Origin of the sequence: Aquimarina litoralis (assembly GCF_039523995.1) — a bacterium.
Lineage (GTDB): Bacteria > Bacteroidota > Bacteroidia > Flavobacteriales > Flavobacteriaceae > Aquimarina > Aquimarina litoralis.
Window position 1 is genome coordinate 978,565 of record NZ_BAAAGE010000003.1, and the last position, 13,634, is coordinate 992,198.

Below are 13,634 nucleotides of genomic sequence, written 5' to 3' on the forward strand. Positions count from 1 at the left end.
AACAAGTAATTATTGTCCAAATTATTATCAACATTGTGATTATTATATCAGGGTGAGAAGGGCATTATGAATATATAATTTAAAAATCCCTTCTAATAGTAGAAGGGATTTTTTTTAACTAAAAAAATAAAAATATGTTATGTAGTGATTGTAAATAAATTAAGTGTAAGTATCTGTAAATCAGTATAAAATGATGGTTTGTGGATGGTTGGATGTTGTAAGCTTATTGAATTAAATTTAACAGTTTAGTCATTACGAAATAATTTTATACTATGGTTTATTTAGATACATGATAATATGTTAATAAATAAGTTAAAAAAATAAGAAATTGATAAAAAAATAACATTCAGATAAGGATGAGTATTAATAAATATAGTAAACGAGTTACACAAGATGATACCCAACCAGCTGCACAAGCCATGCTTCATGCTGTTGGGTTAACCGATGAAGATTTTAATAAGCCATTAGTTGGTATTGCCAGTACAGGTTATGAAGGTAACCCTTGTAATATGCACTTAAATGACTTGGCCAAGTTAGTCAAACAAGGCACAAGAGAAGAAGATGTGGTTGGATTAATCTTTAATACGATTGGTGTAAGTGATGGAATTTCTATGGGAACTCCAGGAATGCGTTTTTCATTACCGTCTAGAGATGTTATTGCGGATTCTATGGAAACCGTAGTACAGGCCATGTCCTATGATGGAATGGTAACAGTAGTTGGATGTGATAAGAATATGCCTGGAGCATTAATGGCGATGATTCGTTTAAATAGACCCTCGATTTTGGTATATGGAGGTACAATTGCTTCGGGATGTCATGAAGGACGAAAGCTAGATATTGTTTCGGCATTTGAAGCTTGGGGTGAAAAAGTAGCCGGAACGATGGAGAACACAGAATATAAAAGTGTTATTAAGAAAGCAATTCCTGGTGCTGGAGCTTGTGGAGGAATGTATACCGCAAATACCATGGCATCAGCGATCGAAGCTTTGGGGATGTCACTTCCGTATAATTCATCAAATCCTGCTATTAGTAAAAACAAGGAAGAAGAAAGTATCGCTGCGGGTAGAGCTATGCGAGTGCTATTGAAAAAAGATATTAAACCTTTGGATATCGTTACCAAAAAGTCATTAGAAAATGCTGTTCGTCTGGTAACGATCTTAGGAGGTTCAACAAATGCTGTACTTCATTTTTTAGCAATTGCTAGAGCGGCAGATGTAGAATTTACCTTGGCAGATTTTCAGAGAATAAGTGATGAAACTCCATTCTTAGCAGATCTAAAACCAAGTGGAAAATACCTAATGGAAGATGTTCATGATATCGGAGGGATTCCTGCTGTGTTAAAATATCTTTTAAAGAAAGGGTTATTACATGGAGATTGTTTGACCGTTACTGGAAAAACATTGGCAGAAAACTTATTAGACGTTCCGGATTTAGAAGAAGGACAAGATGTGATAAAACCATTAGAAAATCCTATTAAAGCAACCGGACATTTAAGAATCATGTTTGGAAACTTAGCAAAAGATGGATGTGTTGCAAAAATAACTGGGAAAGAAGGTTTGAGCTTTACAGGTAAAGCCAAAGTTTTCGATAGCGAGTATGATGCGAATGATGGTATTAGGGATGGAAAAGTTCAAAAAGGTGATGTAGTCGTCATTAGGTACGAAGGTCCTAAAGGAGGTCCTGGAATGCCAGAAATGTTAAAACCAACAGCGGCAATCATGGGAGCGGGCCTTGGTAAAGAGGTTGCATTGATTACAGACGGAAGATTCTCAGGAGGAACACATGGCTTTGTTGTAGGTCATATTACTCCCGAAGCACAAGAAGGAGGTTTGATTGCATTAGTAGAAGATGGTGATATGATCACTATCGATGCAGAATCAAATTCAATTACGGTTGCTATCGAAGAAGAAGAAATAGAAAGAAGAAAAGCTGCTTGGGTTCAACCACCGTTGAAGTTTAAAAAAGGAGTTTTATATAAATATGCCAATACAGTTTCATCTGCATCGCAGGGTTGCGTAACAGATGAATTCTAAAAAAACATTTCAGTACGAGCTGAAAGAAAAATATATAGCGTAATGGAAACACAAACGCAAACAATAAAAAAAGAAACTGAAACAGCCTCTGGTCGAATGACGGGCGCTGAAGCAGTAATACATTGTCTGTTATCAGAAGGTGTAGATTTAATTTATGGATATCCTGGTGGAGCAATTATGCCAGTATATGATGAGTTATACAAGTTTCAAGATAGATTACATCACGTTCTTACCAGACATGAACAAGGTGCTACGCATGCAGCGCAAGGGTATGCAAGAACTAGTGGAAAAGTCGGAGTCGCAATTGCTACTTCAGGTCCGGGAGCTACAAATTTTGTTACCGGAATTGCGGATGCGCAAATTGATTCGACGCCAATGGTTTGTATTACAGGTCAGGTAGGTTCTCATTTATTAGGATCTGATGCTTTTCAGGAAACGGATATTATAGGAATTTCTACTCCAATCACTAAATGGAATCATCAGGTCACCAAAGCTGAAGATATTCCTTCTGTGTTAGCCAAAGCATTTTATATCGCTCGTTCAGGTCGTCCTGGTCCTGTTTTGATTGATATAACAAAAGACGCTCAGTTTGGTGAACTGGATTTTAAGTACTCAACGTGTAAAGGTGTACGAAGCTATAAACCCGTTCCTGAAACAGATCCAGAAACAGTACAACAAGCCGCTCAATTAATCAATAATGCTAAGAAACCTATGATCGTTTTTGGTCAGGGAGTGATTTTAGGAGAGGCTGAAGAAGAGTTAAAACATTTTGTAGAAAAATCTGGAATCCCTGCTGCTTGGACTATTTTAGGACTGTCTGCATTGCCAACAGCTCATCCGCTAAATGTGGGAATGGTGGGAATGCACGGAAATTATGGACCTAATAAGCTTACCAATGAATGTGACTTATTAATTGCAATCGGAATGCGATTCGATGATCGAGTTACAGGTAATTTGGAAACCTACGCAAAACAAGCAAAGATTATTCATTTCGAGATTGATCCAGCAGAGGTTAATAAGAATGTAGAAGTAGATGTTGCTGTCATGGGTAATGTTAAAAATACCCTTGCACAGATACTTCCTTTAGTAGCACCTAAAACCCATGAAAATTGGTTGCAGGAATTTAAAGATTTTGATACCGTAGAATACGAAAAAGTAATTAAAGATGAACTATATCCTTCTAAAGAAGGACTTTCGATGGGTGAAGTATTGCGAGGAATTAATGAGGAAACCAAAGGTGATGCGGTTATTGTATCCGATGTAGGGCAACATCAAATGATCGCTTGTCGATATGCAGAATTTGTAAAAACAAAAAGTAACGTCACTTCTGGAGGATTAGGAACTATGGGATTTGCCTTGCCTGCAGCTATAGGTGCTAAAATGGGAGCACCAGATAGAGAAGTGGTGGCAATTATTGGTGATGGAGGTTACCAAATGACCATACAAGAGTTGGGTACCATTTTTCAGACAAGAGTTCCTGTGAAAATTGTAGTGTTAAACAATGATTTCTTAGGAATGGTGCGTCAGTGGCAACAATTGTTCTTTGATAAACGATATGCCTCTACAGAAATGGTAAATCCTGATTTTATCACTATTGCTAAAGGATATCATATTGCGGCTAAAAGAGTAACAAAAAGAGAAGAATTGCAAGGTGCAATTGAAGAAATGATAGCTTCCGAAGAACCTTATTTCTTAGAAGTGTGTGTAGAAAAAGAAAATAATGTATTTCCTATGATACCTACGGGAGCGTCGGTTTCGGATATAAGATTATGTTAGTTATGGAAAGAGAGTGTTATACCATATCAGTATATACTGAGAATAATATAGGATTGTTGAATAGAATTTCTGCAATTTTCCTAAAGCGTCATATTAATTTAGATAGTATGACCGCTTCTGTATCCGAAATAAAAGATGTATTTCGTTTTACTATTGTTGTAAAAATTACTGAAGAACAGGTAAAGAAATTAGTAGGACAGATCGAAAAACAGATTGAAGTTATCAAAGCGTTTTATCATAAAGATGATGAAACGATTTATCAGGAAACTGCGTTATTTAAAGTTGCTTCAAAACTATTATTTGAGGAGCGACAAATACAAAATGTGATTAAAGAAAGTAATGCTAATATCGTCACAGTGACTCCAGAGTTTTTTGTTTTGGAAAAAACGGGAAGGCGTAAAGAAGTCGAAAAGTTATACGATCAACTAGAACCTTATGGATTAATGCAATTTGTTCGATCTGGAAGAATAGCAGTAACTAAGGATAAAATGCATATATCATCTATATTAGAAGAATTTGTAGAAGAAACTGTGTAAGGGATAGCAGTGGCATCCTTTTCTAGAGGTACCCTGAGGCTCTCGAAGGGAACCACTAGAAAAGATATAACGAATAGCCCGATCCGCCTCAGGCGGAATACACACAAAAAATAAAACAACTAAAAATCAAAATTAAATAGATTTCCGTGAGAGCGGAAGTAACCACAAATTAAGAAGGAAATGGCAAATTATTTTAATACGCTATCATTAAGAGATCAATTAACACAATTAGGTAAGTGTAGATTTATGGACTCTTCTGAGTTTACAGATGGAGTAAATGCATTAAAAGGAAAGAAAATAGTAATTGTGGGATGTGGAGCACAAGGACTGAATCAAGGATTGAATATGAGAGATTCTGGTTTAGATATTTCGTATACACTGAGAGAAGCAGCTATTAAAGAGCAAAGACAGTCTTACAAAAATGCTACAGAGAATGGATTTACAGTAGGAACTTATGAAGAATTAGTGCCTAATGCAGATATGGTAATTAACCTTACACCGGATAAGCAACATACCCAAGTAGTAAATACAGTAATGCCTTTGATGAAAGAAGGAGCTACATTGTCGTATTCTCATGGATTTAACATTGTAGAAGAGGGAATGAAGGTTAGAGAAGATCTAACGGTGATTATGGTAGCACCAAAATGTCCTGGTTCTGAGGTAAGAGAAGAATATAAAAGAGGGTTTGGAGTACCTACCTTAATTGCGGTACATCCTGAGAATGATCCGCAAGGACATGGTTTAGATCAAGCAAAAGCATATGCAGTAGGAACAGGTGGCGATAGAGCAGGAGTCTTAGAATCATCATTTGTAGCTGAAGTAAAGTCTGATTTAATGGGAGAACAAACCATTTTATGTGGACTTTTACAAACGGGATCTATTCTTTGTTTTGATAAGATGGTTGAAAAGGGAATTGATCCAGGATATGCTTCAAAATTGATTCAATATGGTTGGGAAACTATTACCGAAGGGTTAAAATATGGTGGAATTACCAATATGATGGATAGACTATCAAATCCTTCAAAAATAAAAGCATTTGAACTTTCAGAAGAGTTAAAAGATATTATGCGTCCGTTATTCCAAAAACATATGGATGATATCATTGGAGGTCATTTTTCTAAAACAATGATGGAAGATTGGGCAAATGGAGATAAAAACCTATTGTCATGGAGAGCAGAGACAGGAGAAACAGCTTTTGAAAAAACACCAGCTGGAGATGTTGAGATCTCTGAACAAGAATATTACGATAATGGAGTATTGATGGTAGCTATGGTAAGAGCAGGAGTAGAGTTAGCTTTTGAAGCCATGACTTCTTCTGGTATTATTGAAGAGTCTGCTTATTATGAGTCTCTACATGAAACCCCATTAATAGCCAATACTATTGCTCGTAAGAAATTATTTGAAATGAATAGAGTGATTTCTGATACAGCTGAGTATGGATGCTATTTATTTGATCATGCATGTAAGCCTTTATTAGCAGATTTCATGAAAAAGATTGACACTGATGTTATAGGAAAGGCTTTTGATGCTGATAAAAACAACGGTGTAGATAATGCTAAGTTAATAGAAGTAAATACTGCTTTGAGAAATCATCCAATTGAAGTTGTAGGTTCTAGACTAAGAGCTTCGATGACTGCGATGAAGCCAATAGTATAATATAAAGTTTATTTGTCTAGCTGGGTCTGTTGAAGTTTTTTTGAGATGTGTATTGTGTAATCTTTGATGGACTCAGACTGGCAGATGAATTATTCCTATGTAAATAATGAATATGGATACTGAAGTAACCACATATTTTCCGGAATTAGAAGATATCCAAAAAGCGGCCTCCACTATTAAGGAGGTCTCTATGGTTACGCCCCTAATGAATAGTATACGATACTCAAAGAAATATGATGCCAATATTTTATTAAAAAGAGAAGATCTACAAAGGGTACGGTCTTATAAAATTAGAGGAGCTTTTAATAAAATTAGTTCATTAACCAAAGAGCAATTGGTTAAAGGAGTTGTATGTGCTAGCGCTGGTAATCACGCACAAGGTGTTGCTTTTGCTTGTCATCATTTAGGCATCGAGGGAACCATTTATATGCCATCTGTAACACCAAAACAAAAGATTGAACAGACACAGATGTTTGGTGGAGATCAGGTGAAAATAGTTTTAGAAGGTGATACTTTTGATGATGCTTCCAAAGCAGCAAGAAATATTTGTAAAACACAAGGGAAGACGTTTGTACATCCTTTTGATGATCCTAAAACTATAGAAGGTCAAGGAACTATTGGTTTGGAAATTTTTAAGCAGGTAGATCATCCTATTGATTACATTTTTGTGGCCGTTGGAGGAGGTGGATTGGCATCTGGCTTATGTGGTGCTATGAAAGCGCTATCACCTAAAACAAAAATTATTGGAGTAGAGCCTAAAGGAGCTCCTTCCATGTTGACATCTATTCGAGAAAATAAAAATACTGAGATCGTAGATATTGATAAGTTTATTGATGGTGCTGCAGTGCAAAAGGTTGGAGATTTAAATTTTGATATATGTAAATCTTATTTGTCAGATATGATTACTGTTCCTGAAGGATTGGTATGTCAAACAATTTTGGATTTGTATAATAGGGATGCAATCGTAGTAGAACCTGCAGCCGCTCTTACTTTAGCTGCTTTAGAAACTTATAAAGATAAAATCAAAGGTAAAAATGTAGTGTGTATTGTAAGTGGAAGTAATAATGATATTACTCGAACTGCGGAGATTAAGGAACGAGCATTGTTATATGCAGATTTGAAACACTATTTTATAGTTCGTTTTCCGCAAAGAGCTGGTGCCTTAAAACAGTTCGTTGGAGAAATATTAGGTCCTAATGATGATATCACTCATTTCGAATACTCCAAAAAATCAAGTAGAGAAAATGGTCCTGCAGTAGTAGGAATAGAACTTAAAGATAAAAAGGATCTTCAACCTCTAATTGCAAGAATGAAAGAGCATAATTTCTTTGGAGATTATCTTAACGATAAGCCAGATCTATTTCAATTTCTAGTATAGTAAAATAGGACTATTGTTCTAAAAGCCCATCTGCAATCCAATCTTCAACTATATTGATGGTTGCTTGTGGCATTCTTCCTCCTTCATCCGAAGGTGGCATTACATTAAAAGCATTTGTGGTGTTTATAAAACTAAATAAGTTTCTGTCATTTACTGCATTTACTACTTGCTGAAAGGTAACTAATTCCATTGGTGCCGAATTTTGTAATGGGGATCCATGGCACTCTAAACAATTGGAATCTATAATATTTTTTACATGACCTATATAGGTAGAAGTTTGTTCTGGAATCGGATCTGGATCGATAACTACATCTGGTTCAGTAGTTCCATCATCACTACTGCTACAACCTATTAGAATCATCGTAAATGCGCACAGTAATAGTAAAGTTGGGGATTTCATAGTTTTCAATTTTTCTTAAATATAGCAAAATTCTTAAGAGTACATTATGGTATTCTCTGATAGCACTAACGCAGACTTCTAGAATAAATTATAATGCTAATTGTATATTGTATTCTTTTAACAATTGTATATGATCTTCTAATCTAAATTCAGAAGCTTTAAATCGGTCTCTTCGTGCACTTGCATCTTCTTTTCTGATAATACTTCTAACAAAACGACGTACTGCGGTCTCGTTTTCCAAAATCAATCCAGGGACCGTAATACTTTTTCCTTCGTCATTTTTTGCAACCATGGTAAAGTAGCTAGAATTACAATGTTTTACTTTACCAGTCATAATATTTTCTGCTTCCACACGAACACCAACCACCATAGAGGTAGTGCCCACATGATTTATAGAGGCTTTCATAGTAACTAACTCTCCAACTTCGATAGGTTTTCTAAAGTCTACCTTATCTACACTGGCTGTTACACAATACGCTTCAGAATGTTTTGATCCACAAGCAAAGGCAATCTGATCCATTAAAGAAAGAATATACCCACCATGAATTTTACCACTAAAATTGGAATGCGAAGGTAGCATCAACTCTGAGATCACTACTCTGGATTCTTTTCCTGCTTTATATTTCTTCATGTACAATTACTATTTATTTCTAAAATGTGGTGATTCTTCTTCTTCTACATCGATCACAAAGTATTTAGAGTCTCCTAACCACGAGACCTTAGCAAAACGTTCCTTATACTTTAGTTTTACATATCGCCCTTGGTATTCTTCTAGTTTTTTGATGACTTCTTTATTTTGATCCTCTACCGAAAAACTGAATATTTGTGCGCCAGATATTCCTTGGCTTATTTCTCCTTCCCAAGTTTTAAATAAAACACCTTTATTGCTAAATTTAATCAGTTCTCCACTTCGCACACCTTCGCTATAAGTTGCATAATAAACCGAGGCAAACCATGCAGCAAAAAGTACTACAATGGCGGCAATAATAATTAAAAGAATTTTTTTCATTTATATCGAATTTCCAGAATTCAGTGGTTATTAAAGGTACTTTATCTTTTTGAAAATGATGTAAAAGTAACTATTTGCATAGGTTTTAAGTTCTTACAAATATAGATGGATTTTTTCTTAAAATGATTCGTAAACTTTAGTTACAAATTCATCAATATACTTGGGTTCCAACCATCTAGTTACAATGACAAGGTTTTGTTCTTGATCAATAACTATAAAATTACCTCCGAAACCAGCGGCATAATACAGGTGTTCTGGTAATCCTTGCCAATGGCGACTTCCTTTTTTATTTAACCACCACATAAATCCGTAATTGTTATTGGCACTAGAAGGTTGTATTGCTGCTTGTATCCATTTTTTAGAAATCAATTGCTTGTCTTTCCAAACCCCATTATTCATAAATAGTAATCCAAAACGTGCATGATCTAATGTATTAATAAATAAACCACCACCAGAATGACCACCACCGCTTACAGATTGCATCTGCATACCATCTATAGTTACCCATGAATTGTCATATCCATACCATCTCCAAGTGGAAGATGCTCCAATTGGATCCATGATATGTTGTTTAAGGATTTGGGGTAACGGCTTGCGCCAAACATTAAGTAAGGAGTAGGCTAATACATTAACTCTAACATCATTGTATTCAAATACGGTTCCTGGATCATTTAGCTTTCTGTGTTTCCAATCATCTATACCTCCAGTATTTGAAGGACGATCTGCCCAATCATATCCGCCCCATAACTGCCCAGACCAGTCAGATGATTGTGTTAATAGATGTCGCCAACTTATTTTTTTATTATGAGCTCCATCAAACGTATGATCCCATACATACGTATAGGTAAAATCATCAACAGAGCCGATTAGTTTTGAATCTATAGCTAAGCCTGCGATTGTGGACAGGTAACTTTTGGTTACACTAAATGTCATATCTACACGATCAATAGCTCCCCATTTGGCAATAATATATCCGTCTTTTAAAATCAGACCAGCAGGCCCGCCTCTCTTTTTGGTTGGTCCAAGTATTTGATGATAAGGTTCACGTTCAAAACCTTTTAAGATGGTAATACGTAAATCTTTAGATCCAGAATACTCATTTGCTTCTGCATAAGCGATGGCTTCATTTAGTTTAGCTGAATTTATATTAAATTCTGAAGGACTTTTTTCTTCCCAATTTCCTCTCTCTGGGAAATATAATTCTTGCGATATCCCAAGATTAACAATAAACCCAAAAAGAAATGTAAAGATGTGTGTTTTTTTACTTTTCATGAGTTCGAATTCTTTTGTTTGATCATTTTTTTAATAAGCAGAAATACACCGACAGCAAAGACTACACGTCCTATAAAAGAAAATATACTAATTCCAGTAGATATATATGAATAGCCTGTGTGTTGCCATTTTTCATAAAAAGCAAATTGTATAAATACGATTTGTCCAATAATAACACATAAGAATGTAATGACGTTTCCAATTAAAATTAGAGTCCCGTCTATTTGCGAACCCATTTTTAATAAATAGTAAATGCTTATGATGATAAATAGTAAGGAAGGAATAGCATATACTAAGCCCATTAATAATTGTATCATCACCTGAGTGGTATTTGAATCTATCATTTTTAATTAAATTTCATTGTCTTCGGAAGCTCTTTTGATAATTGCTTCTGGTAATGATTTTTTAGCTTTAGCTCCCATCTTTTTAAGTTTTTCAACACTAGTGATCAAGTTACCTCTTCCTTCTACTAATTTATTCATTGCGGATGCATAGTCTTTTTTGGCATCATCAATCTTTTTGCCTACTCCAGTAAGATCTTTCATAAGTCCTTCAAACTTATCATAAAGCGCTCCAGCCTGTCTTGCAATTTCTATAGCATTACGTTGTTGTTTCTCGTTATTCCACATAGTATCAATAGTACGAAGAGTAGCTAGTAGGGTAGAAGGAGTAACAATAACGATATTCTTTTCAAACGCCTGATTGTATAATTTGTTATCTCCATTGATGGCGATAGCAAATGCTGGTTCAATAGGTACAAAAAGTAATACAAAATCAGGGGATTCGATATCATAAAGATCTTGATAATTTTTTTCGGCAAGTTGATCAATATGACGTTTTAAAGAGGTAATATGTTCTTTTAAATACGTATTTCTGATAGTTTCATCATCTTCATTTACATAACGCTCATAGGCAGTCAATGTCACTTTAGAGTCAATGATCATTTTTTTATTATCCGGTAGATGAATTACCACATCTGGTAATACTCGCTGTCCTTCTGCTGTAGTAAAGCTTTGTTGTACAAAATACTCTCGGTCTTTTTCTAATCCAGATTTTTCTAAAACTCGTTCTAGTACCAATTCTCCCCAATTTCCCTGCATCTTACTATCACCCTTTAAGGCTTTGGTAAGATTGGTCGCCTCTTTACTCATTTGTTCATTAAGATCCTTTAGACCTAATATTTGTTGGCGTAAAGCTGCATGGTAGTCGATACTTTCTTTATGTGTTTGCTCTACTTTTTTCTCGAAAGTATTGATCTTTTCCTGTAGCGGATTTAAGATGTTTTTGATGTTTTCTTTATTCTGCTCTGTAAACTTATTAGATTTCTCATCTAATATTTTGTTTGCAAGGTTTTCGAACTCTTTGGTAAACTTTTCTTGTAGCTTTTCTACTTCTCCTTTTTGTTCTTGATTTTTGAGCTGTAGGTTTTCAAATTCGGTATTACGTCGGGTAAGTTCAGTATTTAAAAATTCTTTTTCTCTTCGGATTTCATCACGTTCTTTACCAATTTCTAAAAGCTGCTTTTCTAAGGCTTCTTTTTGAACTTGTTGCTGTTGTTTGGTAAGTTCTAACTGCTGCGTAGCTGTTTTTTTAGTTTCTTCTAGTTGTAATTGCAATTGATTACTACGCTCATTAAGGGCACTCTGATCGCTCTTGTTCTTAAGCGATGAAACGTATTTACCAATAAAAAAACCAATGATAATGGCAATAACTGCAACCAGCAGTAATATGTATTCTGACATGTGAATTTTATTTACTCTATGATAGAGATTTTAATTTTTAGAGACTAGTCTCTAGATAAAAAACAAGCTTATAACAACATGGTGATATTTACTCAAGTGTTATTTGATCAAAGATAAAAATTTAGGAGTTAGAAGAGATAGTGAATTATAAGTAATTATTTACATTATAACTCTTCCTCTAAATCTTTTAAAGTTTTTAAAAGATTGACAATATGCCTTTCGGAATGATTACGCATAATAAACTCAAAATACCATAAGGCATCCTGTTCACTAGTGTTATTAAATCGCCACTGAACTTCCATCAGATCTTTGATAATATCTGATAAATCATCATTAGCGTCACCCAATCCGGTATCGGGTTTTGTCATTTCAAAAGGATCTAAGATCATTTGATAGAAACCTAATTTCGGAAAATTGGATCTAATCGTATTCGATATTTTTTCGAAATTAAAATCTGGAGGATCAGGATAGTCTTTCTCATCAACTGGAGTTTTACCTGCTATGGCTAAGTATTCTTGATATAAAGAGATTAATGCTTGTTTAAGAGCAAGTTCTCCATTAGGGATGTTAAGTTTGGGAGTAGTGCCCCACTTTATAATGTGATCTATAGATTCTGTTAGATTTTCCAAGGTAAAATTTATTACAAAATTAAATAACTATCTGGATACAACAATCTGAGTTTAAAAAATAAATGGCTACCCGAATAACGAATAGCCATTTAAAAGAATAAGTGTTATAATTAAATCTGTACTTTAATATCTATTTTGATAAAATCTCCAGTGCCATCTGTTCCAGAAATTTCTACCACTTTAATTACTCCTTTGTTACCATATTGATCTGCAAACTCTAATATATCACCTTCAGATAAACCTGTTACTCTTTCCGAAGTAGGAGTTGCGATACCATTAAGGTCTGATGCGCTTGTAACTGCATCAAAGTCAATGGAAGAAGTAGTAATATAAAAATTGTTTAGTTCCGAAGCATCTAATTCGGAAATCGCAGGAACATCAATAATATTTGTAGGGTAGTTAGCTGTAGAAGCTAAAGAAGCATTTTGTGTTGCTCCATAATAATATCCAAAATCCCACAATGCAGCAGTCTCTATACCATCGTTTATAACGTATACTTCATTATTAAAAAGAGATATAAATGTTTCAGAAGAACCATCACCTAGAGGTGCAGCTAACATTGTTTGAGTGAATGATTTGATACCGTTAGCAGTGCTAGTTCCACTTCCAGTAATTGTGATAGTACCAACGGCAGTATCGCCTATAGCATTTCTTTTAGAAATATCTCTAAAATCTCCACGTCCTGTGGTAGCCCATATCGTATATACTATTTTACTATCAGCACTTGTAGGAACAGGAAAAGGAATAGCAAATTCAAATTCATCCGAATTATCAGAGGATAAATCTAAAGAACCATCTTTTTTATCATCAACGGTAACACCACCAACTGCAAAATTGTAGGGTTCAGCGCCAAAATCTGAAACATTTTGAGTTACGTATAAACGTCTCATAGGATTTGATGATCTGAAAGCAACTTTTACTAGTGCATTATTTCCAGAAACATTAGATCCATCAATCATGACAGTTCTGTTGTCTGTGCCTGTTTCGAAAACAGAAAGTTCTCCATCAAAAGTAACAGGGTCTGTAGGGTCGATAAAAATGTCATCATTACTATCACTACTACAACTAGTAATGAATAAGGTAATTGCTGATAACATGATAAATGATTTGAGTCTAAAAATTTTGTTCATTATGTAAGGTTTTATTTTGCCCCGAAAGTATCACTTTTCATATTAAAATATGGGCGCTGGGCACTCAAAAAAT

Annotated in this window: 12 protein-coding genes; 5 read left to right on the forward strand and 7 right to left on the reverse strand. The window is 34.8% G+C overall.

Annotation, left to right across the window (positions count from 1 at the left end):
• The first annotated feature begins 356 nt into the window (after positions 1-356).
• The 5 genes from ilvD (at position 357) to ilvA (ending at position 7,379) form a co-directional block, all read left to right on the forward strand.
• Positions 357-2,033, forward strand: coding sequence for a dihydroxy-acid dehydratase (gene ilvD, locus ABD077_RS18560; protein ID WP_343913728.1), 1,677 nt, complete (start codon positions 357-359; stop codon positions 2,031-2,033).
• Positions 2,034-2,075: 42 nt separating this feature from the next.
• Positions 2,076-3,809, forward strand: a complete 1,734-nt coding sequence (ilvB, locus tag ABD077_RS18565) for a biosynthetic-type acetolactate synthase large subunit (protein WP_343913729.1) — start codon at positions 2,076-2,078, stop codon at positions 3,807-3,809.
• A 2-nt stretch (positions 3,810-3,811) separates the two neighbouring features.
• Positions 3,812-4,345, forward strand: coding sequence for an acetolactate synthase small subunit (gene ilvN / locus ABD077_RS18570; protein ID WP_299607173.1), 534 nt, complete (start codon positions 3,812-3,814; stop codon positions 4,343-4,345).
• A gap of 180 nt (positions 4,346-4,525) precedes the next feature.
• Positions 4,526-6,001 (forward strand): ketol-acid reductoisomerase, encoded by a 1,476-nt coding sequence (ilvC, locus tag ABD077_RS18575; protein ID WP_343913730.1) that lies wholly within the window; start codon positions 4,526-4,528, stop codon positions 5,999-6,001.
• A gap of 112 nt (positions 6,002-6,113) precedes the next feature.
• Positions 6,114-7,379, forward strand: coding sequence for a threonine ammonia-lyase IlvA (gene ilvA / locus ABD077_RS18580; RefSeq protein WP_343913731.1), 1,266 nt, complete (start codon positions 6,114-6,116; stop codon positions 7,377-7,379).
• A gap of 10 nt (positions 7,380-7,389) precedes the next feature.
• Here the strand turns inward: ilvA and ABD077_RS18585 are convergent, their stop codons facing one another.
• From ABD077_RS18585 to ABD077_RS18615, 7 genes are all read right to left on the reverse strand, one after another.
• Positions 7,390-7,779, reverse strand: a complete 390-nt coding sequence (locus ABD077_RS18585; protein WP_343913732.1) for a hypothetical protein — start codon at positions 7,777-7,779, stop codon at positions 7,390-7,392.
• 88 nt (positions 7,780-7,867) lie between these two features.
• The gene (locus ABD077_RS18590) at positions 7,868-8,410 is read right to left on the reverse strand and encodes an acyl-CoA thioesterase (RefSeq protein WP_343913733.1); all 543 of its coding nucleotides are present in this window, start codon (positions 8,408-8,410) and stop codon (positions 7,868-7,870) included.
• 9 nt (positions 8,411-8,419) lie between these two features.
• Entirely contained in the window at positions 8,420-8,788 is a 369-nt protein-coding gene (locus ABD077_RS18595) for a 6-phosphogluconate dehydrogenase (protein WP_343913734.1), read from the reverse strand.
• Between the two features lie 117 nt (positions 8,789-8,905).
• Positions 8,906-10,060 carry a serine hydrolase domain-containing protein gene (locus ABD077_RS18600; protein WP_343913735.1) on the reverse strand — a complete coding sequence of 385 codons (1,155 nt, stop codon included), beginning with the start codon at positions 10,058-10,060 and terminating at the stop codon, positions 8,906-8,908.
• Positions 10,061-10,410: 350 nt separating this feature from the next.
• Complete coding sequence (locus ABD077_RS18605) at positions 10,411-11,802, reverse strand: DNA recombination protein RmuC (RefSeq protein WP_343913736.1); 1,392 nt, start codon at positions 11,800-11,802, stop codon at positions 10,411-10,413.
• Positions 11,803-11,966: 164 nt separating this feature from the next.
• Positions 11,967-12,431, reverse strand: a complete 465-nt coding sequence (locus tag ABD077_RS18610; RefSeq protein WP_343913737.1) for a DUF5063 domain-containing protein — start codon at positions 12,429-12,431, stop codon at positions 11,967-11,969.
• 110 nt (positions 12,432-12,541) lie between these two features.
• Positions 12,542-13,561, reverse strand: coding sequence for a hypothetical protein (locus tag ABD077_RS18615; protein ID WP_343913738.1), 1,020 nt, complete (start codon positions 13,559-13,561; stop codon positions 12,542-12,544).
• Positions 13,562-13,634: the final 73 nt, after the last annotated feature.